We start from the raw sequence: 24,889 nt of genomic DNA, 5'->3' as shown, positions 1-24,889 counted from the left end.
TCAGACGATGACCCCGCCGCCGAGGCAGCGCTCGCCGTCATAAAGCACGGCCGATTGTCCCGGCGTGACCGCCCATTGGGGTTCGCCGAAGCGCAGGCCGAAGATCCCCGCGGCATAGGCCTCGTCCTCCATCTCGTACATCTGGCAGGCCGCATCGGCCTGCCGGTAGCGCGCCTTGGACCCGTAGCCGCCCGGCGCGGGCGCCTCGCCCGAGACCCAGCTCGCGTCCCCTGCGGTCAGCGCGGACGACAGCAGCCAAGGGTGGTCATGCCCTTGCACCACCCACAGCGTGTTCTTCTCGACGTCCTTGCGCGCCACGAACCATGGCGAATGGTCGCCCGAGCCGCGCTGCGCGCCCTTCTCCTTGACGCCGCCAATGCCCAGCCCCTGCCGCTGGCCCAGCGTGTAGAAGCTCAGGCCCTGGTGCTCGCCAAGCTTGCGGCCGCGGTCGTCCCTGATCGGCCCCGGTTCCTTCGAGATGTAGCGGTTGAGGAACTCGCGGAACGGCCGCTCGCCGATGAAGCAGATGCCGGTCGAGTCCTTCTTCTTCGCATTGGGCAGGCCGATTTCTTCCGCGATGCGGCGCACCTCGGTCTTGTGCAGCTCGCCGACGGGAAACAGCGTCTTCGAAAGCTGCGCCTGATTCAGCCGGTGCAGGAAGTAGCTCTGGTCCTTGGACGGATCGAGCCCCTTGAGCAGTTCGTGCTTGCCCGTGGCTTCGTTCAGCCGCACGCGGGCGTAGTGGCCGGTCGCGATCTTCTCGGCACCCAGGCGCATCGCATGGTCGAGAAAGGCCTTGAACTTGATCTCGGCATTGCACAGCACATCCGGGTTGGGCGTGCGGCCGGCCTTGTACTCGCGCAGGAACTCGGCGAACACGCGGTCCTTGTAGTCGGACGCGAAGTTGACGTGCTCGATCTCGATGCCCAGCACGTCGGCTACGGCGGCCGCGTCCACGAAGTCGATGTTCGACGAGCAGTATTCGCTGTCGTCGTCATCTTCCCAGTTCTTCATGAAGATGCCGACCACCTCGTGCCCCTGCTGCTTGAGCAGGTGCGCCGTCACGGCGGAATCGACCCCGCCGCTCAGTCCCACCACGATCCGTTGCTTTGCTGCTGCCATAAGCCCGCCATTGTCCCAGCCCCGCGCCAGGCCCGGCGGCGTGGGGGAATCAGCCTTGGCCGCGCAACCCGGCCAGCAGTTCGTAGGAGCGCAGCCGCGCCACGTGGTCGAACACCTGCGAAGTGATCATCAGCTCGTCGGCGCCCGTGCGTTCAATGAAGGCCTGCACGCCTTCGCGCACCCTGGCTGGCGAACCCACAGCCGAACAGGAGAGCACCGAATCGAGCAGCGCGTTCTCCGCCGGGCCCACTTTCTGCCGATACCCTTCCACGGGCGGCGGCAAGCGCCCGGGCCGGCCGCTGCGCAGGTTCACGAAGGCCTGCTGCCATGATGTGGCGCGAAATTCCGCCTCTTCGTCGGTGTCGGCCACGAACACGTTGAAGCCCAGCATCACGTGCGGTTTCTGCAGTTGCGCCGATGGCTTGAAGGTCTCGCGGTAGATCTGGATCGCCTGCATGAGCTGCTGCGGCGCAAAGTGCGAGGCAAAGGCGTAGGGCAAGCCCAGGTGCGCGGCCAACTGCGCGCCGAAGGTGCTCGAGCCCAGAATCCACACCGGCACCTCGAGCCCCGCGCCAGGCACCGCGCGCACGGGTTGCTGCGGCGTCCTGGACATGAAGTCCATCAGCTCGACCACGTCCTGCGGAAACTGGTCGGCATCGGATTCGAGATTGCGGCGCAAGGCGCGCGCGGTGCGCTGGTCGGAGCCGGGCGCGCGGCCCAGGCCGAGGTCGATGCGCCCCGGGTACAGCGACTCCAGCGTGCCGAACTGTTCCGCGATCACCAGCGGCGAATGATTGGGCAGCATCACGCCGCCGGCGCCAATCCGGATCGTCGACGTGCCGGCGCCAACGTAGGCAAGCAGCACCGCGGTGGCTGCGCTGGCGATACCCGGCATCCCGTGGTGCTCGGCCAGCCAGTAGCGCCGGTAGCCCAGCTTCTCTCCGTGCTGCGCGAGCGAGAGCGAGTTGCGGAACGACTGCGCGGCGTCGCTGCCTTCGGTGATCGGGGAGAGGTCGAGGATCGAGAACGGAATCATGGGCCGGATGATCGCGCGATCCGGCGGTCCTTGCTGGTGCAGGCTATTGCGTGCTCTGCTAGGCGGCGCTCACGCCGACGGGCTTCGCTTGCGCCACCGGCTCAGGTGGGCCTCGATGCGCTCGTCGGTGTTGCCGCTCCATTGCGCACCGAAGCCGGCCGCGCGCATCAGCTCGACGATGCGCTGTCCGACCAAGACGGTGTTCGCCTCGCGCTGCTCGATTTCAGGGATCATGCCGCCGCTGAACGCCAGGTGCAGGCGGCCCGGGCGCCCATCAAAGCCACGGTCGATTCAGGCCCTGCAGCAGCAGATACATCGCAACGGGCTGTAGTGAAACCCGGCGCCCGCCGAAGGGAACCGTCGCTGGTTTGCAATGCGAAAGCATTTGCCCCCGTGGCAATTCAGCCACGGGGGGTCTACCGGGTGGATAGGTATGCTCGGCGCCTCTCTCCTCCTTCACTCCACATGGCCCGGCTTCATCCGTCCGTCGCGTTGATTGCCCATCTGTCCGGACACTCGCCAAGCTATGGCCTTGTCTCGTCCGACGGCCGCTATCAGGCCGTGGAAGTCGGCGGCAGCACCTTGATCGTCGACCTACACAAACGGCGGCACCACCGGGCGTCCGGCGTGTACCCGCGCGGTTTCGAAGGCACCGCGCTGGAAGTGGAAGGCGAAGAAACAGCCACTGCCTACCTGCCCGCCTGGACCGATCTCCAACACATCTCTCTCGACAACACGCCAGCGGATTTCTGGTCGCCGTGGCCCGACCCGCGCATGGCCGGCGCGGCTCCGCTGGCAGAGGTGCGTCCGGCCGAATGGACCTCGGGCGCACCGCCCGTCACGGAACGCGTGCGCCGGTCGGCCGGCGACTGGATCGCGTGGCTGGTCGCGCTGGCCGTGCTGGTTTTCTTTGTGCTCTTCGGGTTCAACGCCATCACCTGGGCACTGGCCGGCGGGTGGCAGTGGCTCTGGCTGGCGGTCGGCCTGCCGGTGTTTGGCATCTTCTCGGTATTGACGGTGGTCTTCGTCGTGACGACGCTGCGCGAGCGCCGCGGGGTGCGCATCGCGCTGCAAGACCTATCGCTGGAGCGCGGCGAAGGCTTTCGGGTCGGCGAACCGCTCGAACTGCGGCTGCTGGGCACCGTGCCCGCACCGCAGGCCGGCGAGCGCACGGCAGTGCCGGAACGCATCGGCGCGCGGCTGATGCGGCAATCGGTTCGCAGCGACCCCGACGGCGGCTGGACATGGGTGGACGAATGCTGCGACGAAACCATGATGCCCTGGGATCAGACCGCGCGCGCAGGCCGGGTGTGCTTTGCCGGCGAGCTTTGTGCGCACGCCGCGCCGGGCGATGCGAGCCAGGACGCGTCGGCGCAGTGGTCGGTCGAGCTGCACGACCCGGCAGAGGGAGACGGCGTGCCCTTCTTCGTCGCGCGCCTCCGATTGCTGCCTGCGCGGGCAATGGACAAATAAAAAAAGGCCGCCCCCACTTTCGCAGGGCCGGCCTTTTCGAGGGCTGGCACTCTCAGAGCGCCAGGACCGATCGGATTACAGCGGCAGTGCGTCACCGCGAGCAGCGGCGCGGGCTGCGGCGCGCACCGTGGCACGGTCCACCGTGCCGGCAACGATGGGTGCGACGTGAGCTGAAGCACCTTCGGCGTACGGGTCGGCAGAGCGGGCAGCGGCCACGGCGTCGGCGCGGACCGCATCACGGCTGGTCGACGAAACGAACACTTGGGCCGGGCCTGCATTGGCGCCGGTGGCATAGGGGTTGGCGCTGTGCGCGGCAACCACGGCTTGGCTGGCCACTTCAGCGCGGCTCGCGGCAGCCGTCAGTGAGTGCACACCTTCATAGGTTTCGGCGTGGGCGGCGCCGGCAACGGCCATGAGGGCAACAGCAACGGCGGAGAGGATCTTCGAGGCGGTCATTTTGATTTCCTTCAATTCAGTTCAGTTTTGACTTTGGATGATTTCGAACCGGTCTTGGGTGGGTCACCGTCCCTCTTGGGGGGCGGCCACCTCGCTCGGGGCCCTGTTCACCCAGATCGGCTTGGGGGCCGGTCTGTGAGATGAATTGTGCGCCGTCATCTAAGTAAAAACCCTCATCAAAAAGAACCGCGGCGTTCACGGAACGGAAACAATCGCTCGTTCCTGGACCGCGCAAACGCTGCCTTGCTGCGGTCGCCGCGAAAGAAGGCAGCCGCGCCTCAGCGACGCACGCCCGCAAAAAGCCCGTTGATCTCGCCGGCCGGGATCATCTCGGCGGCCATGGCGCGAAAGCCGCCGTTGTTGTTGGTGCTGCCGCTGTCGAACGCTTCGGCGGCAATGCGGCCGAGCACGCCAAGTGCAGCCTGCAGGGGCCCGCAGCCCAGGCTGATGCGCCGCGCGCCGGCACCCGCGAGAACGTCGACCGATGGCGCCTTGGCGTGGCCGGCATACACGTTCAGGGGCAGCGGCACCGCGTCCGCAAGGCCGGCGATCTCCTCCAGGCTTGCCATGCCCGGCACGAAGATGCCGTCGGCGCCCGCCGACGCGTAGAGCCGCGCGCGCCGCAGCGTGTCCTGGTAGCGCGCCGCGGGATCGTCGTTGGCGACGAAGTAGGTGTCGGTGCGCGCATTGATGAACAGCCGCGCATCGATCTTGCGCAGCGCCTGGATGCGCTCGCAGAGTATTTCGGGCGGCGCAAGTTGGCGCGTGCCCGGCAGCGTGCCGTCTTCGATGTTGATGCCCGCCACGCCCATGTCGACGAGCGAGCGCACGACATCGCACACGGCCTGCGTGCTGTCGCCAAAACCGCGTTCGATGTCGACGGTGACCGGAACGCTCGCCACGCGGCAAATGCGCGCGCAGGCCGCGAGCAGTTCGTCCACCGGCATGCGCTCGCCGTCGGCATAGCCCATGGACCAGGCCATGCCGGCGCTGGTGGTACCGATGGCTTGCGCGCCCGCGCGCTCGACCATGCGGGCGCTGACTGCGTCCCACGCGTTCACCAGCACCAAGGGGCGCGGGCCGGCGTGCAGCCGATGAAAGAGTTCTGCGGCGTCTTGCTGTTGTCGTGAGTCGATGGAGGACATGGCTGCGTGTCTGAAGAACAGGTTGTGGACGATGAGACGTGCCAAGCCTAGGTACGCCTGGCCTCCGGGACTTGGAAAAAACTGCTGTCCGCATGCGCTCCGGCTACAGTAGCTGCCCCAAACCGGTCATCAGCCCTTCGGCCCGGCGCCAAGCGAGGCTGGACACCGCATACCCAACACAAGGAACATCCGCCATGGGCGCACAGTGGAAAGCAAAACACAAGGATCTGGCCGCCAACGCCAAGGGCCGCCTGTTCGGAAAACTGGCCAAGGAAATCATGGTCGCCGCGCGCAGCGGTGCCGATCCGGCCTCGAATGCACGCCTGCGACTGGTCGTGGAGCAGGCCCGCAAGGTCTCGATGCCCAAGGACACCCTGGACCGCGCCATCAAAAAAGGCGCCGGGCTCACCGGCGAGGCAGTGCACTTCGAACACGTGATCTACGAAGGTTTTGCGCCGCACCAGGTGCCTGTGATGGTCGAATGCCTGACGGACAACGTGAACCGCACCGCGCCTGAAATGCGCGTTCTGTTCCGCAAGGGCCAGCTGGGCACCTCGGGCTCGGTGTCATGGGATTTCGACCACGTCGGCATGATCGAAGCCGAGCCCTCGAACCCGGGCGCTGATGCCGAAGTGGCTGCCATCGAGGCGGGCGCGCAAGACTTCGAGCCGGCCGGCGAAAGCGGCGCCACCATGTTCCTGACCGACCCCACCGACCTGGACCTCGTGAGCCGCGCGCTGCCGGCCCAGGGCTTCACGGTGCTGTCGGCCAAGCTGGGCTACAAGCCGAAGAACCCGGTCGATCCGGCCAGCCTGAGCGCCGAGCACCTGGAAGAAGTCGAAGTGTTCCTGGCCGCCATCGACGCCAACGACGACGTGCAGAACGTGTTCGTGGGCCTTGCGGGCTGAGGGCCTCCCGTGCAGTGCCCCGTTTGCAACCATCTGAACTCGGCCATGGACGTGCGCTGCATCCAGTGCAGCACGACTCTCATCCATGAAGCAGTGGGGCATTCGGCCGGATATCGAAAGACGACCGAGGCAATGGATGCCCGCGTCTACAGCGGTGTCGGAGCCATTTTTGGCTTCTTCCTCGTCGCCGGGCACGATGAATTTGAGAAAAATCGTGTCTCTTGACGATCGAGCGATTTACGCCATCTCCGTCGGAGGCGCCTGGATCGGAGGCATTTTGGGGCGTCAGTTCCTGCGTGCAAAAACGAAGTGAGTTCAGGCGCACAAATCGATTCCGACGTGTTCGAGAAGGCAAGCACCCGCGCACTCCCTGGCCAATGCATGTGCGGCGCCGTACGCTACACCGTGGCCGACGAATTCGCCTACGCGCTGAACTGCCACTGCTCGAACTGCAGGCGCACCACCGGCTCGGCCTTCAAGCCCTTCGCCGGCATAGAGCGGCACAAGCTGACCCTCGAAGAGGGCCAGGACCAGCTGCTCGTTTTCGGCAATGAAAATGCGGGCGACATCCATTGCCGCCGCTGCGGCTCGCTGCTGTACTCCGTGGTGCGCGACGGCCGCTTCGTGCACGTGACCCTGGGCACGCTGGTCGACGACCCGTCCATCCGCCCGAGCGCGCACATTTTCGTCGGCTCGAAGGCGCCCTGGTTCACGATCACGGACGGCCTGCCCCAATATGAGGAGCACGCGGACGTCGGCTGAACCGCGAGTCCTATGCCCGCGCCGCCCGCCGCTCGCGCTTCAGCGGCAGCCACAGCGTGAACAGCGTGCCCGCCGGCCCCGAGCGCCACGAGACCGCGCCACCGATGGCCTGCGCCCGCCGCAGCTGGTTCTGCATGCCTCGCCCGCCGGCGGTGGCCATGGCCTTGTCCACATCGAAGCCCTGGCCGTTGTCCTCGATGGTCACGCGCACACCCGACGCCTGCGCCACGGTGCCCACCCGGATCTCGGTGGCGCGGGTATGGCGCAGCACGTTGGCGATGCTCTCCTGGACGATGCGCAGGATCTGCAGCGCGCTCGTGGGGTCGAGCCAGTCCAGTGCCGGAAGCTCCTGCACGTTCCACCGCAAGGCGACACCCGAACTCTCGAGACGCGGCCCGAGCCGATAGCGTAGCGTCGCGAGCAGCAGCAACAGGTCGTCTTCGAGCGGCTCCATCGAATCGATGGTCAGCTTCAGGTCGTCCAAGCAGCCCTTGAGCAACTCCGAAACACTGTCGCCGCTCATGCCGCCGCGCTCCACCGAGCGGATGGCGCTGATCAGCGAGGAGCCGAGTCCGTCGTGCATGTCCTGCATCAGGCGCTGGCGCTCGTCGCTGATGGTCTGCAGCCTTTCGACCTCGCGCAGCCGCTGGTGGCTGAGTTCGAGTTCGGCCTCGCGGGCCTGCAGGCGCTGCGCCAGGCTGGCGTTGACACGCTCGACCTCTGCAATGGCGCTCACGTAGCGCCGGTACATCAGCACCCCAAAGACGCTGAAGGTGACCGCATTGGTATAGGCGCCAAGGTACCAGCCTTCGGGGCTGATGAAGTTGTTCTGCAGCAACCAGTCGGACACGCCCAGCAGCACGCACACGCCGATGCCGACCGCCACCAGCCGCCCTTCGCCGGAGCGGCGCCAGGCACTGACGCCGCCGACCAGCGCCACGGCCACGCCCATCGATGCCGCGCCGATGTAGATCAACGGTGTGACCTGCGGCGTGTTTCTCAATATGGCCAGCCCCGGCAGTGTCAGCACGCCGATCAGCGCCGTCCAACCCACCACCGCGAAGCTCAGCCCCCTGAGCGGACGGCCATGCAGCTGGCGCAGCGCGAAGTGCACCACCGCCACCAGCCAGAACAGGGAGTTGACCGTCAGCCAGGCGAACCAGTCGTTGGCAACCGGAACGCCGACATAGAAATGCAGGCTCCGCAGGAAGGACGTGGTCGCCAGGTTGAAGAACAGCAGGTAGCCCGTCTCGTGGCTGCGCCTGAACCACACGAAGAGCGAGAACAAGCCCACGGCCATGAAGGCGGTACTGAGCATGCCCGGCAGGTCCTGCTGGAGCCACTGGCGCATTCGATAGCGCCCTTCGAGCGCGTTGGCGGGCCCCAGCCAGAGCGATGAAACCGCCACCTGCGCGCCTCGCGTGTGCTCCATCCGCAGGAGGATCTCGCGCAGCGGCTCGCCGTCGGGCGTCTTGTTCAGCAATATCCACAACGGCGTGCGGGTGCTGTTCCACAACGGACCCTGCACCTGCGCGCGATGAACCAACCGCCCGTTGGCATAGACGGCAATGGTGCCGTCCGTCTTGATCCGCGCGCCATACAAGGCGAGCGGCGCCGAAGTGCCGGGCAAGTCGCGCGGCGAAAGCCGCAGCCAGGTGATGCGGGTCGGGCCCGCCGATGCGCTGCCGCCAGCCTGGCGCAGCAGGGCGATGGGCGGGGCCAGGGGCAGCTCGACGGTTTGCCAGGTGGCCGGCAAGGCTTCGCTTTGCACGGCGAGCGGCAGTTCGCGGAAGCCCGGTGCTTCTTCCACCTGCCAGTCGGCATGCGTCATGTGGATGGCCGAGGGCTCTTCTCCGACGCCGGGCGCGGCAAAGAAGACCACCATGGCCACCAGCAGCGCCACGGAAACAAGAAGCATCCCGCTCGCCCAGAAAGAGGTCAGGCGAGAGCTGGAGACGTGCTCTAGCAGCCGCGCGTGCAGCCGACGCGCGAATGTGGAACTCATCGGCGCGCGGCCTGCATCCGGTTCAGGAAAACGCGAGCGGGAGCGGGAATGTCCTCGGCGAGCCGCACGGCTGAAGCAGCGATGGAACAGCTTCAGCCATGGGTCGATTCAATTCAGAACGGAATATCGTCGTCCATGTCGTCGAAGCCCGACGACGACTTGGCCGGCGCCTGGCGCGGTGCGGCTGCCGGAGCACGGGGTGCCGCGGCCGGTGCACGGGGGGCGTAGCCGCCACCACCACCGCCGCCACCCGCGCCTTGCGAGTAACCACCGCCGCCGCCGCCGCCACCTTGCGAGTAGCCGCCGTCGTCCTCCGGACCGCCCGAGGGGCCGCCCTGGCCCTGGCGGCTGCCCAGCATCTGCATCTGGTCGGCGCGGATTTCGGTGGTGTACTTTTCGATGCCGTCCTTGTCGGTCCACTTGCGCGTGCGCAGGCTGCCTTCGACATACACCTGCGAGCCCTTGCGCAGGTACTGGCCGGCAATTTCGGCCAGGCGGCCGTTGAAGACGATGCGGTGCCATTCGGTGGCTTCGCGCATTTCGCCGCTTTGCTTGTCCTTCCAGCGATCGGTGGTGGCCACGGTGACGTTTGCGACCTGATCGCCGCTCGGGAAGGTACGCATTTCGGGATCGCGACCCAAGTTGCCCACGACGATGACTTTATTGACCGATGCCATATGCACTGCCCCTGATAAGTAGATGAAGGAGGAGGTTGAAAGTAACCCTCGATTGTGCCCCAAGGCGACCGCTCGCATCCCCACCGGGTGCCAGAATGGGCCTTCCGCATGAACAGAGAACCTGACTTTTTCGAGCATCTGCGCGCCGAATTGCGCGGCGGCCGCGTCTGGCTCGACCGGGCCATCGTGCTCGGCTATGCCATCGCGGCCGGGCTCTTCGTGGTGGGCTTCACGTTTGCCAGCGACTGGGTGTTCGGCCAGTTTCACCGCTTCTACCGGGCCTGGCCGTGGGCGGTGCTGCTGACGACGCCGCTCATCACCGCGGCCATTGTGTGGTTCACGCTGCGCTTCTTTCCCGGTGCGGGCGGCTCGGGCATACCGCAGATAAAGGCGGCTCTGCATCCGGCGCTCCCGGAGGAGCGGCGCTTCGTCTTCGCGTCACTCCGGCTGACGGTGGCCAAGATCGGGCTGGGCGTCGCGGGCTTCGCGGCCGGCTTGTCGATCGGGCGCGAGGGCCCTTCCGTGCAGGTGGCAGCCGGCGTGATGCAGCATGCGCGGCGCTGGCTCTCGCCCAACACCACCATCGATTCCCGTGCGCTGCTGGTGGCGGGCGGCGCGGCTGGCATCGCGGCGGCCTTCAATGCACCGCTGGCCGGAGTGGTGTTTGCCATCGAAGAACTGTCGGGCCGGCTCGAAGCGCGCTCCAGCGGGCTGATCATCACGGCGATCGTGTTGGCGGGCCTGGTGGCGGTCTCGGCCTTTGGCAACCTGAGCTACTTCGGCGTGATCCGCGTCCCCCGGCTGGGCTGGGATGCCCTGGGGCCGGGCCTGCTGGTCACGCTGCTGAGCGGCGCGGCCGGCGGACTGTTCGCGCGGCTCCTGATCGCCTCGCTCACCGGCGGGGCCGGGCGCTTCAACCGCTGGCGCGCGCGCTTTCCGGTACGGTTCGCAGCCTGCGGCGGACTGGCGGTGGCGGTCATCGGCCTGGTGACGGGCGGCGTCACCTTCGGTGCCGGCTCCGAGGCGGTCAAGCAGATGCTGCAGGGCCATGACGAGCTGACGCCGCTCTACACCGCGCTGAAGTTCATCGCCACCTGGCTCACCGCCTGGTGCGGCGTGCCGGGCGGCATCTTCGCGCCTTCGCTGTCCATTGGCGCGGGCATCGGAGACGCGGTGGCCGGGCTGACGGGCAGCGAGCTCGGGCCCGCGCTCATCGCCATGGGCATGGCCGGCTTCCTGGCTGCCGTCACCCAGGCACCGCTCACCGCCTTCATCATCGTGATGGAAATGGTCGACGGCCACTCGATGGTGCTGAGCCTCATGGCAGCGGCCATGCTTGCCAGCCTGGTCTCCCGCATGATCAGCCGCCCGCTTTACGACACGCTGGCCGAGCACATGGTCGCGAGGGCCATCGGAAGCACCGAGGCGGTGCACTCGGCCGATCCGGAAGCCCCCGCGAAGAGACCGGCACAACCCGCCCCCTCGCCATGAAATGGCAGGCGCACTATCATGCTCGGTTGCCCTCGGACGATCGACCCCTTGAAATCCCCCGCCACTGAAGACCCGGAACGCGACGCCTACCTAGGTGCCGTACTCGCGCAGCAGCGCATCAGCATCCGCGGTGCGCGCACGCACAACCTGAAGAACGTCGACCTCGACATCCCGCGCAACAAGCTGGTGGTGATCACCGGCCTGTCGGGCTCGGGCAAGTCGAGCCTGGCCTTCGACACGCTGTATGCCGAAGGGCAGCGGCGCTATGTCGAGAGCCTTTCGGCCTATGCGCGGCAGTTCCTGCAGCTCATGGACAAGCCCGACGTGGATGTGATCGAGGGCCTGTCGCCCGCCATCAGCATCGAGCAGAAGGCCACCAGCCACAACCCGCGCTCCACCGTGGGCACGGTGACCGAGATCCACGACTACCTGCGCCTGCTGTATGCGCGCGCAGGCACGCCCTACTGCCCCGACCACCACTTGCCGCTGCAGGCGCAGACGGTGTCGCAGATGGTCGATGCCACGCTGGCCATTCCAGACGAGCCGCGCCTGATGATCCTGGCGCCCGTGGCACGCGAAAAGAAGGGCGAGTTCCTCGAGTTGTTCGCCGAGATGCAGGCGGCCGGCTACGTGCGCTTCCGCGTCGACGGGCAAACGTACGAATACAACGACCTGCCCAAGCTCAAGAAGACCGAGAAGCACGACATCGACGTGGTGATCGACCGCCTGCGCGCGCGGCCCGACATGCAGCAGCGCCTGGCCGAGAGCTTCGAAGCCGCATTGCGCCTCGCCGAAGGCCGGGCCATCGCGCTCGAGCTGGGCGCCGAGGGTGCGGCCGACAAGGAACACCTGTTCAACGCCAAGTTCGCCTGCCCGATCTGCCACTACTCGCTGTCGGAGCTGGAGCCGCGCCTCTTCTCGTTCAACTCGCCCGTGGGCGCCTGCCCGAGCTGCGACGGCCTCGGGCATCGCGAGGTGTTCGACCCGGCGCGCGTGGTGGCCTTTCCCACCCTCTCGCTCGCAAGCGGTGCCATCAAGGGATGGGACCGCCGCAACAGCTACTACTTCAGCATGATCGAGAGCGTTGCGAAGCACTACAAGTTCGACGTCGACGCGCCCTTCGAATCATTGCCCGCCTCGGTGCAGCAGGTGCTGCTGCAAGGCTCGGCGGCCGAAGAGATCAAGTTCAACTACACCATGGAGTCGGGCAACTTCGCGGGCAAAAAGCTTACGAAGAAGCACCCTTTCGAAGGGATCATTCCGAACATGGCGCGGCGCTACCGCGAGACCGATTCGGTGATGGTGCGCGAAGACCTCGCGCGCTTTCGCAACCTGCAGCCGTGCCCCGACTGCGGCGGATCGCGCCTCCGGCCCGAGGCGCGCAACGTGTTCCTGGTGGACGAGTCGGCCCGCCCGGCGGATGGTGGAGAACCACCCCGCATGGCGATCTTCGAACTGAGCCACCTCACGCTGCGCGATTCGCTCGCCTGGTTCCAGACATTGAAGCTGCGCGGCGCCAAGGCCGACATCGCCGACAAGGTGGTGCGCGAAATCGGCCTGCGCCTGAAGTTCCTGAACGACGTGGGCCTGAACTACCTGAGCCTGGACCGCAGCGCCGAAACTCTTTCGGGTGGCGAGGCGCAGCGCATCCGGCTGGCGTCGCAGATCGGCTCGGGCCTCACGGGCGTGATGTATGTGCTCGACGAGCCCAGCATCGGCCTGCACCAGCGCGACAACGACCGTCTCATCAGCACGCTGAAGCACTTGCGCGACATCGGCAACAGCGTGATCGTGGTCGAGCACGACGAGGACATGATCCACGCCGCCGACCACGTGATCGACATGGGCCCCGGCGCAGGCATCCACGGCGGCCGTGTGATGGCGCAAGGCAGCTATGCCCAGGTGGCGGCCAATCCCGATTCGCTGACCGGCCAGTACCTTTCGGGCGCCAAGAAGATCGAAGTGCCCAAGCACCGCACCGCCTGGCTGCCGGTCGTGAAGAAGCCGGCCTTCAACGAAGGCAAGAAGGCCTCGCGCTTTCCGCCGAGCCCCGCGGCCGAACGGCGCGCCGCGCGCGAGGCGGCTCACCTTGCATCGCAGACCGACCTGCAAGAAATTCGCGTGGTCGGCGCCACCGGCAACAACCTGAAGAACGTGAGCGTGGCCTTCCCGGTCGGCTTGCTCACCTGCGTCACGGGCGTCTCGGGCTCGGGCAAGTCGACGCTGGTGAACGACACGCTCTACACCGCCGTGGCGCGCACGCTCTACCGCGCGCACGAGGAACCGGCCGCGCACGAGTCGGTCGAGGGCATCGAGTATTTCGACAAGGTCATCAACGTCGACCAGAGCCCCATCGGCCGCACGCCGCGCAGCAACCCGGCCACCTACACGGGCCTCTTTACGCCGATCCGCGAGCTGATGGCCGAGACCAACACCGCGCGCGAACGCGGTTACGGCCCGGGCCGCTTCAGCTTCAACGTGGCCGGCGGGCGCTGCGAGGCCTGCCAGGGCGATGGCGTGGTGAAGGTCGAGATGCACTTTTTGCCCGACGTTTACGTGCCCTGCGAGGTGTGCCACGGCCAGCGCTACAACCGCGAGACGCTCGAGGTTCAATACAAGGGCAGGAACATCGCGCAGATCCTCGAGATGACGGTCGAGACCGCGCATGAGTTCCTGAAGGCTGTGCCCACCATCGAGCGCAAGCTGCGCACGCTGCTCGACGTGGGCCTGTCCTACATCAAGCTCGGCCAGTCGGCCACCACGCTGTCGGGCGGCGAGGCGCAGCGGGTGAAGCTTGCGCTGGAGCTCAGCAAGCGCGACACCGGCCGCACGCTGTACATCCTCGACGAGCCGACGACCGGCCTGCATTTCGCAGACATCGAGCTGCTGCTGAAGGTGCTGCACCAGCTGCGCGACGCGGGCAACACCATCGTCGTGATCGAGCACAACCTGGACGTCATCAAGACTGCTGACTGGCTCATTGACATGGGCCCCGAAGGCGGCGCCGGCGGCGGCACGGTGGTGGGCGAAGGCACGCCCGAAGACATCGCGGCCAACGAGGCGAGCCACACGGGGCGCTACCTGAAGCGGCTGCTGTAGCCGGCCCGCTTTCTGCACGAATGCGCGGGCCGCGCCACAATCGCGGCCCATGCCTTCCTTTACGCCGCGCCAGTTCGTCCTGCTCGTTTTCCTGACCCTTGCATGGGGTCTGAACTGGCCCGTCATGAAGCTCGGCGTGGCGGACTATCCGCCGCTGGCCTTCCGTGCACTCTCGATCTGGCTCGGCGTGCCGGTGCTGGGCCTCGCGCTGGTGGTCATGAAGGTGCCGTTCCGCGTGCCGCGAAGCGCCTGGCCCGAGCTGGTGTGGCTGAGCGCCACCAACATGTTCATCTGGCACGCCTGCATCATCCTTGCGGTGAAGGCGCTCTCGGGCGGGCGCACGGCCATCCTTGGCTACACGATGCCGGTGTTCTCCGCCATCATCGGTGCGGTGCTGTTCTCGGCCGTGCTCACGCGGCGCTCGTGGATCGGCGTGGGCGCTTGCGCCATCGGCGTCGGGTTGCTGCTGTGGCACGAACTCACCGACCTCGCGGGCCGGCCCGGCTACGTGGCGCTCGCATTGGTGGCGGCCGCGACATGGGCACTCGGCACACAGCTGCTGCGGCACACGCGCATCGGCCTCGCGACGCTCACGCTCTCGTTCTGGATGACGGCGATGACTGCCGTGGTGATGACGGTGCTCTCGCTCCTCTTCGAGCGTGGTCAATGGCGCTGGCCGGGTTCGGTGACCTGGGGTTCGATCCTCTACAACGCGGTGCTGATCTTCGGCTTTGCGCACGCGGCGTGGTTCTACCTGGCGCGCGGACTGCCACCGGTGGCCTCGACCTTGAGCGTGATGTTCATTCCTGTGCTGGGCGTGTTCAGCGGCGCGGTGTGGCTCGGCGAAGTTGTGCACTGGCAGGACTGGGTGGCGGTCGCATTGATGATGGTGGCCATCGCCTCGGTGCTGTGGCCTTCGCGTAGCAGCACCGCCAAGACCTGACGAAAAAAGTTCAGGTCGTGGTCTGCACGTGCAGGCGGCTGGTCTTGCAGCGGTGCAGCGCGCGGTAGTGCTCCAGCGGCCGGCCGTTGGCGCCGTAGGCGATCGACTCGATGCGCAGCAGCGGCTCGGGCTGCGGCAGGTCGAGCAGTTTGCAGGTTTCAGCATCGGGCAGCACGGCGTCGATCCAGCGTTCGGCGCGCACCAGGCGCAGGCCGTATTGCCGGCGCAGCACGTCGTAGAGCGAGCGGTCTTCCAGCCGCGCGCGGTGCAGGCCCGGCGCCAGGTCGGCCGGCACCGCGGTCTCGACCAGCAGGCGCAGCTCGCCGTCGACACTGCGCAGGCGCTTGAGGGCCACCACCTGCGCGTCGTCGGCAAGACCGAGCGATGCGGCCTCGTGCTCGGTGGGCGCGCGCAGCTCTTGCGTGAGGATCTGCGTGCGCACCGAGCGGCCCTTGCGTTCCATCTCGTCGGAGAAGCCCAGCACGGTGGAGACGAAATCCTCGTCGCGTTCGCGTGCCGAGACGAAGGCGCCACGGCCCTTGATCTTGTAGATGAGGTTGTTGCGCACCAGGTCGGCCAGGGCTTCCCGCACCACGATGCGCGAGATGCCGAACTGTTCGCCGAGCTCCGCCTCGGAGGGCAGCTTGGCGCCGATGGGCAGCGCGCCCTGCAGTATCTGCAGGCGGATGGCATCGCGGAACTGGGCCCACAGCGGTGATTCGGAATTACGGTCGAGCACGGTCGACATCTCGTTGGAACTGTTCACTTTTTAAGCCTGGCCAAGGACTGAGCTGGCCATCAATGATGCATTGAAAGAGGGCTCTTCGCCGGCCGCCGCCGGTTGGAGCCGGACGCCGTGCCGGTCCCGCAGCGCGGTGGCGCAGGCGCAGAGTTCGTTGTGCGCGCGCACCGCGTCCCAACCCAGCGCCTCGGCCGCCACGCCTGCGATCTCGGACAGCGCCGCATCGGTCACCAGGCCGCGAATGGCGAGCAGCGTGCGGCGGACCACGAGGTCGTCGAGATGCACCACGCCCGTTTCGAGGCACAGGTACGAGAGCTCGGCGGCCGAATAGTCCGGCGCGTGTTGCAGGGGCACGTCGCCCGAGGCCGCGAGGCGCTGCGCGAGCGGCAATGCCTTGGAGCCATAGCGGCCCAGCAGGGCCAGCGCGCGTGCGCGGCCCATGCCGGAGGCGGCGACCATCTTGTCGGCGAAGCGCTCGGACGCTGTCGCATCAGCCGGCAGCTCGGCGCCACCGCCGATGGGCAGCAGTTCGGTCGATGCGGTGCGCGAGCGGCCCAGCAGCTGCAGCACTTCGTTGGTGGCCTCTTCGGCCAGCGAGCGGAAGGTGGTCCACTTGCCGCCGACGAGCCCGACGATGGCGATGTCGCGCGTGGCGTTCGGCGGATCGACCACCACCGAATGGTCGCGCGAAATCTGGCCTGGCTTGTCGGCATCCGAACGCGCGAGCGGCCGCACGCCGACATAGGTGTAGACCACGTCGCCGCGCCCGAAGGCCATGTTCGGAAAGACCTCGCGCAGCACGTCGATCAGGTAGTCGACCTCCGCCGGCTCGGTGACGATCTGGTCGGGGTCTTCGACCGGGATGTCGGTGGAGCCCACCAGCACGCGGTCGAGAAACGGATAGACGATGCACACGCGGCCGTCGACCGCCTCGAAGTAGGCCATGCGGCCATCGAGCGCATCGCGCAGCGCGGGATGGTCGAGCACGAGGTGCGATCCCTTGGTGCCCATTACGCGCGGGCCCACGCCGCCGAGCACCGCCGCGCTGCGGTCGAGCCAGGCGCCGGTGGCGTTCACCACGGTGTCTGCAGTCACGCGAACGAGCATGCCGGTGATTTCGTCGCGCAGCGTGAGGATGTTGCCGGCGCAGCCCATCACGCGGCAGTAGTTCGCGGCCGCCGAGCGCGGCTGGTCGCGGCAGGCATCGCCTATCAGTTCGAGGATGAGCCACTCGGGATGGCTGATCCATGCATCGAAGAAGGTGGCGGTCCAGCGGATGGCGGCGCGGAACAGGCCGCGGTCGGCCGACGGCACACGGCTGATGCGGTGCGCCGGCATCACGCGCTGGCGTCGACCCAGCAAGTCATAGAGCCGCAAGCCCAGCGCCACGGCCAGCAGGCCGCGCGTGCGCTGCGGCGGCGTGCGGCCGAAGAACTTGAGCGCGCTGCTCATCAGGCCGCCGAAGAAATTTGCAAGCGGCACCACCGTCTTGAGCGGACGCACCAGGTGCGGCGCGTTGCGCAGCAGCAGGTTGCGCTCGCGCGTGGCCTCTGCCACGAGCGCGAAGCTGCCGTTCTCCAGGTAGCGCAAGCCGCCGTGGATCATGCGCGAGGGCGCGCTGCTGGCGCCGGCGCCGAAGTCGCCCTTGTCGACGATGAGGCAATCGACGCGCTGCAGCGAAAGGTCGCGGAACACGCCGACACCGTTGATGCCCGCGCCCACGATCACGGTGGAGAAATGGCGGCCAGCCAGCGAGGCAGGACGCACGAAGGGAAGTTGCCAGGCGCTCATTCCGCGCCTCCCGCAAGGTGGGTGAATACAGGTGACATGCTGTCGATCAGTTCATTGAAACCGGCGTTGAAATCCGCATGGGCGCTTGCGTCCCGTGCGTCGGGTTCGATCACCTCGCAGGGTGCGAGCAGGGCACTGCCCGGCGCTGCGTCATCGAAGCCCTGCGACATGGCGGCGTAGAGCGCGGCCCCGCGTGCGCCGGACTCGTCGTCGGCGCAGCGCTCGACCGGGCGCCCGAGAAAGGCTGCCAGCAGGCGCACGAGCCGCGCATCGCTCGCGCCGCCGCCGAGCACCGTCGTCTCGCTGACGGCGAGGCCTCCCGCGGCAAGGCGCGCCATGTGCCGCGCATGCAGTGCCGCCACGGCATCGACCACGGCGCGCGCCATGTCGGCGCGCGTGTGGTGGCTCTTGAGGCCCACGAAGCCCGCGGTCACGCCGCCACCGCCGTTGACGAAGGGCAGGAAGCGCAGGCCGTTGGCGCCCAGCGGCACCGTCATGGCCAGGTCGACCACCGCGCGCGCATCGGGCAGCGCGAGCACGCCGGCCAGCCACGCGATGTTGGCCATCGAGGACGGGCTGTTCTCCATGTAGAGCCGCTGGTTGCCGCGGCCGAAGTTCGCGATGGCGGCGACGGCCGGCTTGGGTTCCATCACAGGCCCGACGACCGCGTTCACGCACCAGGTGCCGAACACCGACACCGCACGGCCGCGCCCTTCCGCGCAGATGGCTGTCATTGAGGCGAGCAGGTCGATCGCGCCCATCGCCACCGGAATGCCGGCGGGCAATCCGCACAGTACGGCCTCGGAAGGCAGCAGCGATCCGATCACGCTGCCGCTGGGCACGATGGGTCCGAAGGCGCGCGGCCCCAGGTCCGCAAGGCCCGACGCGTCGAAGGCCGCCTGCGACCAGGTACCGGTGGCGAGAGACACCAGGCCGGCGGTGCTCGCATCGCTGGCCTCGGTGGCGATCTCGCCGGTCAGAAGAAAGCCGAGGTAGTCCTTGGCGAACAGCAGGCGGCACAGTTCGCCGCGCTGCACGGCGTCCGCGCCCAGCAGCTCGGCCGCAATGACCGTGGGCTGCCCGGGCCAGGGACTGCAGCCCACCTCTTCGAACAGCCTGGCGCCGTGGCTCGCCGCCAGGGCGCGCGCACGCGCATCGGCGCGCTGGTCGGTCGAGGCGACGGCACGGCCGCCCACGAGCTGGTCGTTGGCATCGAGCGCGTAGAGGCCGGCGCCGTGGCCGGTGCAGGCCATGGCGCGGACCTCGGCCGTGCGCGGGCCGAGTTGTTGGGCAACATCGCGCAGCACGTGGGTCAGCGCGGCGCGGATCGCCGCAGCGACCACTTCGCAGCCGCCCCCGGGCAGCCGCGTGTGCGGCAATGGCATGCGGGACAGGGCGACGGCTCGGCCGCTGCCGGCTTCGAGGGCCAGCGCCTTCAGGCTGCTCGACCCCATGTCGATGCCGATCAATATGTTTGGCTTCATGTCATAACAGCTTCGGCGGAATAAAAGCGCCTCGCCAGTAGCGTTTCCCCTAGTTATCGAGACAAACGGGCCGGGATTACATTCTAGCCTGTCATAACAACTGATGTGACACTGAGGTCCCCAAAGACTTGCTCCAAAGGCAGGTCGAAAGCTCTGCCAGTCAACGTGAGGAGACAAAGAATGAGGCGTAATTTCCTGAAGTCCGCAGCCGCGGCCGGTATCGGCCTGGCGGGTGCGAGCGCGTTCGCGCAACAGCAAGCCGCGGCACCCGCGGCAGGGGCCGGCCTGCGCGGCAATGCCAGCGACGTCTACGTGATGAACGTCATGGTGTCGGGCGTCGAGTACTGGTTCCCGGTCTACGAAATGATGAAACAGCTCGGCCGCACGCTGGGCGTGCGCACGCGCTACACCGGCACGCCGGAATACGACGTGAACAAGCAACTGGCCTCGTTCGAGCAGGAGTTGGCGCGCAAGCCCGCGGGCATCCTGCTGCACCCGATGAACCCCGATCCATTCATCGAGCCGATCAACCGGGCAGTGGCCATGGGCATTCCGGTCGTGACCTTCGCGGCCGATTCGCCCAACTCGAAGCGCGCCTCCTTCGTCACCTCGGACAACGACCGCGAAGGCACGCAGGCAGCGGACGCGATTGCCGCGGCGCTGGGCGGCAAGGGCGAATACGCCGTGCTCGAGAACCCGGGCCAGGACAACCACGACCGGCGCATCGCGGCCTTCGTCAACCGCATGAAGACAAAGCACGCGGGCATGAAACTGGTCGGCCGGGCCGCCAGCAACCAGGACCCGAGCAAGGCCTACCAGGCGGTGCTGAGCCTGGCGCAGGCCAATCCGAACCTGGGCGCGCTGTTCATGCCCGAAGCCAACTCGGCCCTGGGTGCCGCGCAGGCCAAGATCGAATCGAAGAAGAACATCCGCGTGATGTGCTGCGACGTGAACGCCAAGATCCTGGACATGATCAAGGCCGGCGACGTGTTCGGCGCCATCAACCCCAACCAGGGCATGCAGGGCTACATGGGCATGATGATGCTGTTCCTGGCCAAGAACCCCTCGCTCATCGACCCGATGAACGACGCCAAGCGCAACGGCACCAATCCCATGTCGGTGCCGTTCCTGGACAACGGCCTGTCGGTGGTCAGCAAGGCCAACGCCGACGACTTCTACTGGGACAAGTACCTCGCTCGCCGGGGTACCAAGGGAATCGGCGAATGAGCACTGTGGGTTCCTCTTTGCTCGAGCTTCGCGGCATCAGCAAGCGCTTCGGCGCTTCGCGCGCGCTCTCGGGGGTGGACTTCTCGCTGCAAGCCGGCGAGATCCACGCCCTGTGCGGCGAAAACGGCGCGGGAAAGTCGACGTTGATGAACATCATCGACGGCATTCATCGCCCCGACGAGGGCGACATCGTGCTCAACGGCGAGACGGTGGTCATCGATGGCCCGGCGCACGCCATGCGCCTGGGCATCGGCCTGGTGCACCAGGAGATCGCGCTGTGCGCCGACGCCACCGTGGCCGAGAACATCTTCATGCCGGAGATCAACGCCGGCAAAGAGGCCTGGATGAACTACGCCAGCCTGAACGCGCGCGCCGCCAAGGTGCTGGCGCGGCTGGGGCAGGACATCGACCCGAGCGCGCCCGTGCGCGAGCTGAGCATCTCGAGCCAGCAACTGGTGGAGATCGCCAAGGCGCTCACGCTCGACTGCAAGGTGCTGATCCTCGACGAGCCCACGGCCGCGCTGACCGACAACGAGTCGGCCGCCCTCTTCCGCGTGCTGCACGACCTGAAGGCGCAGGGCATCGGCATCATCTACATCAGCCACCGCATGGCGGAGATCTTCACGCACTGCGACCGAGTCACCGTGCTGCGCGACGGCCGCAACGTGCACTGCGGACCGCTGGCCGGCATGACCGCCGACGAGCTGGTCCGCCGCATGGTGGGGCGCGAGCTCGGCAACTACTACCCGCCCAAGCAGGCCGGCGCCGAGTCGTACGATCCGGTGCTGGAAGTGAGCGACATCGCCGATGGCGAGCGCGTGCACGGCATCTCGTTTGCGCTGAAGCGCAGCGAGATCCTCGGCATTGCCGGGCTCATGGGCGCCGGCCGCAGCGAACTGGCCGAGACCATGTGCGGACTGCGCGCCGCCACGCGCGGCACGGTGCGCCTGCACGGCAAGGCGCTTTCGATTCGCAAGTACAGCGACGCGCTGCGCGAGGGCATCGCCTATCTCAGCGAAGACCGCAAGGCTGCGGGCGTGTATCTCGATCTGCCGATCGCGCAGAACATCTCTTCGATGGCGCTGCGGCGCGTGAGCTCCGGCTGGGGCCTGCTGCAGCGCTCGGCGGAACACCGCCTGGCGCGCGAACTGGGCGCCAAGCTCAACCTCAAGTCGGACGGCGTGGCCATCGAGGTGTCGAGCCTGTCGGGCGGCAACCAGCAGAAGGTGGCCATCGCCAAGCTGCTGGCCACCAACCCCAAGGTGCTGCTGATGGACGAGCCCACGCGCGGTGTCGACGTGGGCGCCAAGTCCGAGATCCATCACATCCTGCGCGAGCTCGCGAATCAGGGGGTGGGCGTGATCGTGATCTCTTCGGAGCTGCCCGAGATCATCGGCCTGTGCGACCGCGCGCTGGTGATCCGCGACGGCCGGCTGGCCGGCGAATTGAATTCCAACGAAATGACGGAGGAAGCCCTGCTGCGGCTGGCCTCCGGACTCTGCGAACAGGAAACAGCATGAACTACCCGGCACAACTCGATGCGGGCCATCCACCACGGCAGTCAGGCGGCGGCCCCTTGAAGCCCGCCAACAAGCTCACGAGCATGCGGGAAGCCGGGCTCCTGCTGATCATCGCGGTGCTGTGCGTGGCGATGAGCTTCGCGTCGCCCTACTTCCTTACGTGGGACAACATCCGCGCGATGCTGCTGTCCTTCTCCATTGAAGGCATCGTGGTGGTGGGCATGACCATTCTGCTGATCGTCGGCGGCATCGACCTCTCGGTCGGCTCGGTGGTCTGCTTCGCGATGGTGGTGACAGGCAAGCTCTTTTTGATGGGGGTCGACCCGTGGGTTGCGAGCCTGGTGGCCATCGGCGCGAGCGGGCTCGTCGGCGCGATGATCGGCGGCTGCGTCACGCGCATCGGCCTGAACCACTTCATTGCCTCTCTGGCCTTCATGGTGATCGTGCGCGGGCTGTGCCTTGCGCTCACGCAGGGCACGCCACAGTCGCTGTTCTCGCTGCCGGCCGAATTCAAGTTCATCGGACAGGGGACGCTCTTCGGCATTCCGGCGGTGATCCTGATCTTCGTGGCGATCGTCATCGTGAGCGACTTCGTACTGCGCCGCTCGACCTTGTTGCGGCGCGTTTTCTACACCGGCAGCAATGAGAAGGCCGCGCTGTATTCGGGCATTCGCGTGGGCCGCGTCAAGTTCTGGGTCACGGTGCTGTGCTCGGCTTCGGCGGGCTTGGCCGGCGTGATCTACACGGCCCGCTTCGGCGCGGCCACGCCCACCTTCGGCATGGGCATGGAACTCAACGTGATTGCCGCCGCGGTGATCGGCGGCGCGAGCCTCAAGGGCGGCTCCGGCACGGTGCTGGGCGCGGTGCTGGGCCTGGCCCTGCTGTCGGTGGTGACCAGCTCGCTGATCCTGCTGGACGTGTCGCCTTACTGGCAGGACGTCATCAAGGGCCTGATCCTGCTCGCGGCCGTGACCATCGACCACATTCTGAACACGAGAAAGACAACGCGATGATGAAGATGAAGAAGACAACGCTGGGCCCGTCGGGCATCGAATGCTCGGCCATTGGCCTGGGCACCTGGGCTATGGGTGGATGGATGTGGGGCGGTGGGGACAACGCAGCCGCCGTCGAAGCCATCCATGCCTCGCTGGACGCGGGCGTGAACCTGATAGACACCGCGCCGGCCTATGGCCTCGGCCGCTCCGAAAGCATCGTGGGGACCGCGCTCAAGGGACGCCGCCAGGAAGCCGTGATCGCCACCAAGTGCGGCCTGGTCTGGCACACCCGGCAAGGCACGCACTTCTTCGAGGAAGACGGCCACCCGGTGCACCGCTTCCTCGGCCGTGAATCGATCTTCCATGAATGCGAAGAGAGCCTCAAGCGCCTGCAGACCGACTACATCGACCTCTACATCACGCACTGGCAGGACAGCACCACGCCCGTGGCTGAAACCATGGACGCGCTGCTCGACCTCAAGAAGCAGGGAAAGATCCGCGCCATCGGCGTGAGCAACGTGAGCCCGGAAACGCTGGCCGAGTACCTGCGCTACGGGCCCGTCGATGCGGCGCAGGAGCGCTACAGCCTGATCGACCGCGAGATCGAAGAGACGCTGGCTCCCCTGTGCAGCGAATACAAGGTGGCGGTGCTGGGCTATTCGTCACTGGCGCTGGGCCTGCTCGCCGGCCCCATCGACCCCGAGCGCGAGTTCAAGGGCGACGACCAGCGCGCGACCAACCCGCGCTTCAGCTCGGCCAACCGCGCAACGCTCAAGGCTTTCTTCGAAGAGTTGGAGCCCGTGCGCGCAAAGCTGGCCTGTTCGTTCGGCCAGATGATGATCGCCTGGACCGTCGCGCGCGGCACCGTGGCCGTCGCGCTGTGCGGTGCGCGCGTGCGCCAGCAGGCCATCGAGAACGCCGGCGCCGGTGCCGTCGCGCTGGGCGACGAAGCCCTGCGGCTGATCGACGCCGCGGCAAAGCGCCACCTCTCGGCGCTCGCCTGATACCCCTCTTCATTTCCGCCCCCAACAAGGAGTTCTTTCCCATGTCGAAAGACAAGACCGCGCGGCTCAACCGCTTGCTGACCAACGGCCGCTGCCTGGACATCGCCCTGGACCACGGCGTATGCAACGAGCCCTCCTTCCTCGACGGCCTGGAAGACATGCCCCAGGTCATGGACAAGCTCCTGGCCGCCGGGCCCGATGCGATCCAGCTTAACTACGGCCAGTCCGACCTGCTGCAGGACCGCCCCGGCCGTGACAAGCCCGCGCTCGTGATGCGCATCGACATGGGCAACCCCTACAACGCCACGCTGCACCGGGTGATGTGGGCCCAACTGCAGAACGAGCACGACCCGGTGTTGCCCGCCGTGCAGCGCGACGCGGCCTGCGTCGTCGTGAATCTGTTCATGCTGCCGAACGAGCCCGATCTGTTCCGCCAGTGCGTGCAGAACATTGCGCGCGTGCGCGCCGACTGCGACCGCTACGGCATGCCGCTGATGATCGAGCCGCTGGTGATGCAGTCGCCCACCCCCGGCAGCCGCTACCAGGTCGACGGCGACGCCGAGAAGATCGTGACGCTGGTGCGCCTCGCGCGCGAGATGGGCGCAGACATCGTCAAGGCCGACCCGACCAGCGACCCGAAGGATTTCCACCGCGTGGTGCAGGCCGCGCGCTGCCCCGTGCTCGTGCGCGGCGGCGGGCGCGAAGACCTGCAGCAGGTGTTCGCGCGCTCGCGCGTGCTGCTGGACCAGGGCGCGGTCGGCATGGTGTACGGGCGCAACGTCTACCAGCACGCGAATCCTTCGGCGGTGGTGAGGGCACTGATGGCCATGATCCACCGCGGTGCGAGCGCCGAGGCGGCCTGGGCCCTCTACGAATCGGGCGGCGCCAACTAAGACAAAGAAAAGCGCCGGCGCAAGAACACAACTAGAAGTCAGTACGGTAGGCGATGGACCCGTCGCCTGCCGGGGTGCGTCCTGCGCGCGCATCGGAGAACGGTCGAGGAATGGGT

The 24,889-nt window shown here is 67.2% G+C and carries 22 protein-coding genes; 12 read left to right on the top strand and 10 right to left on the bottom strand.

Annotated elements, in window-relative coordinates:
* The 3 genes from mnmA to J2X92_RS10835 form a co-directional block, all read right to left on the bottom strand.
* Nucleotides 1-1,122 carry a tRNA 2-thiouridine(34) synthase MnmA gene (gene mnmA, locus J2X92_RS10845; RefSeq protein WP_307575593.1) on the bottom strand — a complete coding sequence of 374 codons (1,122 nt, stop codon included), beginning with the start codon at nucleotides 1,120-1,122 and terminating at the stop codon, nucleotides 1-3.
* A 49-nt stretch (nucleotides 1,123-1,171) separates the two neighbouring features.
* On the bottom strand, nucleotides 1,172-2,158 hold the full coding sequence (locus tag J2X92_RS10840; protein WP_307575591.1) for an LLM class flavin-dependent oxidoreductase: 987 nt from the start codon (nucleotides 2,156-2,158) through the stop codon (nucleotides 1,172-1,174).
* A 69-nt stretch (nucleotides 2,159-2,227) separates the two neighbouring features.
* Nucleotides 2,228-2,410, bottom strand: a complete 183-nt coding sequence (locus J2X92_RS10835) for a DUF6891 domain-containing protein (protein WP_373424827.1) — start codon at nucleotides 2,408-2,410, stop codon at nucleotides 2,228-2,230.
* 213 nt (nucleotides 2,411-2,623) lie between these two features.
* On the opposite strand from J2X92_RS10835, the gene J2X92_RS10830 reads away from it, so the two are divergent.
* A complete protein-coding gene (locus tag J2X92_RS10830; RefSeq protein WP_307575586.1) occupies nucleotides 2,624-3,631 on the top strand; it encodes a hypothetical protein in 1,008 nt (335 codons plus the stop codon).
* 75 nt (nucleotides 3,632-3,706) lie between these two features.
* On the opposite strand, the gene J2X92_RS10825 is transcribed toward J2X92_RS10830, so the two are convergent.
* Together J2X92_RS10825 and J2X92_RS10820 are read right to left on the bottom strand one after the other, a co-directional pair.
* Entirely contained in the window at nucleotides 3,707-4,087 is a 381-nt protein-coding gene (locus J2X92_RS10825; RefSeq protein WP_307575585.1) for a helicase SNF2, read from the bottom strand.
* A gap of 278 nt (nucleotides 4,088-4,365) precedes the next feature.
* Nucleotides 4,366-5,232, bottom strand: coding sequence for an isocitrate lyase/PEP mutase family protein (locus J2X92_RS10820; protein WP_307575583.1), 867 nt, complete (start codon nucleotides 5,230-5,232; stop codon nucleotides 4,366-4,368).
* A gap of 194 nt (nucleotides 5,233-5,426) precedes the next feature.
* Between J2X92_RS10820 and J2X92_RS10815 the strand changes: the two genes are divergently transcribed.
* The 3 genes from J2X92_RS10815 to J2X92_RS10805 all read left to right on the top strand — a co-directional run bounded on the left by J2X92_RS10815 (nucleotide 5,427) and on the right by J2X92_RS10805 (nucleotide 6,902).
* A complete protein-coding gene (locus J2X92_RS10815; RefSeq protein WP_307575581.1) occupies nucleotides 5,427-6,140 on the top strand; it encodes a YebC/PmpR family DNA-binding transcriptional regulator in 714 nt (237 codons plus the stop codon).
* Nucleotides 6,141-6,185: 45 nt separating this feature from the next.
* A complete protein-coding gene (locus tag J2X92_RS10810; RefSeq protein WP_307575580.1) occupies nucleotides 6,186-6,365 on the top strand; it encodes a hypothetical protein in 180 nt (59 codons plus the stop codon).
* A 156-nt stretch (nucleotides 6,366-6,521) separates the two neighbouring features.
* Complete coding sequence (locus J2X92_RS10805; RefSeq protein WP_307575770.1) at nucleotides 6,522-6,902, top strand: GFA family protein; 381 nt, start codon at nucleotides 6,522-6,524, stop codon at nucleotides 6,900-6,902.
* Nucleotides 6,903-6,912: 10 nt separating this feature from the next.
* Here the strand turns inward: J2X92_RS10805 and J2X92_RS10800 are convergent, their stop codons facing one another.
* Both J2X92_RS10800 and ssb read right to left on the bottom strand, forming a co-directional pair.
* Entirely contained in the window at nucleotides 6,913-8,820 is a 1,908-nt protein-coding gene (locus J2X92_RS10800; RefSeq protein WP_307575579.1) for a sensor histidine kinase, read from the bottom strand.
* A gap of 200 nt (nucleotides 8,821-9,020) precedes the next feature.
* Nucleotides 9,021-9,584, bottom strand: a complete 564-nt coding sequence (gene ssb / locus J2X92_RS10795) for a single-stranded DNA-binding protein (RefSeq protein ID WP_307575578.1) — start codon at nucleotides 9,582-9,584, stop codon at nucleotides 9,021-9,023.
* A 108-nt stretch (nucleotides 9,585-9,692) separates the two neighbouring features.
* On the opposite strand from ssb, the gene J2X92_RS10790 reads away from it, so the two are divergent.
* Genes J2X92_RS10790 through J2X92_RS10780 form a run of 3 tightly spaced genes read left to right on the top strand, consistent with a single transcriptional unit; the run spans nucleotide 9,693 to nucleotide 15,117 of the window.
* A complete protein-coding gene (locus tag J2X92_RS10790; protein WP_307575576.1) occupies nucleotides 9,693-11,075 on the top strand; it encodes a chloride channel protein in 1,383 nt (460 codons plus the stop codon).
* Between the two features lie 18 nt (nucleotides 11,076-11,093).
* Nucleotides 11,094-14,174, top strand: coding sequence for an excinuclease ABC subunit UvrA (gene uvrA / locus J2X92_RS10785; protein ID WP_307575574.1), 3,081 nt, complete (start codon nucleotides 11,094-11,096; stop codon nucleotides 14,172-14,174).
* Nucleotides 14,175-14,223: 49 nt separating this feature from the next.
* The gene (locus tag J2X92_RS10780) at nucleotides 14,224-15,117 is read left to right on the top strand and encodes a DMT family transporter (RefSeq protein ID WP_307575573.1); all 894 of its coding nucleotides are present in this window, start codon (nucleotides 14,224-14,226) and stop codon (nucleotides 15,115-15,117) included.
* Nucleotides 15,118-15,127: 10 nt separating this feature from the next.
* Here the strand turns inward: J2X92_RS10780 and J2X92_RS10775 are convergent, their stop codons facing one another.
* From J2X92_RS10775 to J2X92_RS10765, 3 genes are read right to left on the bottom strand one after another with little or no spacing between them, the layout of a single operon-like run.
* Nucleotides 15,128-15,865, bottom strand: a complete 738-nt coding sequence (locus J2X92_RS10775) for a GntR family transcriptional regulator (RefSeq protein ID WP_373424826.1) — start codon at nucleotides 15,863-15,865, stop codon at nucleotides 15,128-15,130.
* 21 nt (nucleotides 15,866-15,886) lie between these two features.
* Entirely contained in the window at nucleotides 15,887-17,650 is a 1,764-nt protein-coding gene (locus tag J2X92_RS10770; protein WP_307575571.1) for a glycerol-3-phosphate dehydrogenase/oxidase, read from the bottom strand.
* Complete coding sequence (locus tag J2X92_RS10765) at nucleotides 17,647-19,134, bottom strand: FGGY family carbohydrate kinase (protein WP_307575570.1); 1,488 nt, start codon at nucleotides 19,132-19,134, stop codon at nucleotides 17,647-17,649. Before J2X92_RS10765 ends, J2X92_RS10770 begins: the two co-directional genes overlap by 4 nt.
* Before the next feature lie 180 nt (nucleotides 19,135-19,314).
* On the opposite strand from J2X92_RS10765, the gene J2X92_RS10760 reads away from it, so the two are divergent.
* From J2X92_RS10760 to J2X92_RS10740, 5 genes are read left to right on the top strand one after another with little or no spacing between them, the layout of a single operon-like run.
* Nucleotides 19,315-20,361, top strand: a complete 1,047-nt coding sequence (locus J2X92_RS10760) for a substrate-binding domain-containing protein (protein WP_307575569.1) — start codon at nucleotides 19,315-19,317, stop codon at nucleotides 20,359-20,361.
* A complete protein-coding gene (locus J2X92_RS10755; RefSeq protein WP_307575567.1) occupies nucleotides 20,358-21,881 on the top strand; it encodes a sugar ABC transporter ATP-binding protein in 1,524 nt (507 codons plus the stop codon). Before J2X92_RS10760 ends, J2X92_RS10755 begins: the two co-directional genes overlap by 4 nt.
* Complete coding sequence (locus J2X92_RS10750; RefSeq protein ID WP_307575565.1) at nucleotides 21,878-22,894, top strand: ABC transporter permease; 1,017 nt, start codon at nucleotides 21,878-21,880, stop codon at nucleotides 22,892-22,894. The genes J2X92_RS10755 and J2X92_RS10750 overlap by 4 nt, the downstream gene beginning before the upstream one ends.
* Nucleotides 22,894-23,880 carry an aldo/keto reductase gene (locus J2X92_RS10745; protein ID WP_307575768.1) on the top strand — a complete coding sequence of 329 codons (987 nt, stop codon included), beginning with the start codon at nucleotides 22,894-22,896 and terminating at the stop codon, nucleotides 23,878-23,880. Before J2X92_RS10750 ends, J2X92_RS10745 begins: the two co-directional genes overlap by 1 nt.
* Before the next feature lie 41 nt (nucleotides 23,881-23,921).
* Complete coding sequence (locus J2X92_RS10740) at nucleotides 23,922-24,773, top strand: class I fructose-bisphosphate aldolase (RefSeq protein ID WP_307575564.1); 852 nt, start codon at nucleotides 23,922-23,924, stop codon at nucleotides 24,771-24,773.
* Nucleotides 24,774-24,889 lie beyond the last annotated feature (116 nt).

Origin of the sequence: Variovorax paradoxus (assembly GCF_030811855.1) — a bacterium.
Classification (GTDB): Bacteria; Pseudomonadota; Gammaproteobacteria; order Burkholderiales; family Burkholderiaceae_C; genus Variovorax; species Variovorax paradoxus_L.
This window is presented reverse-complemented; position numbering and strand designations above follow the sequence as displayed.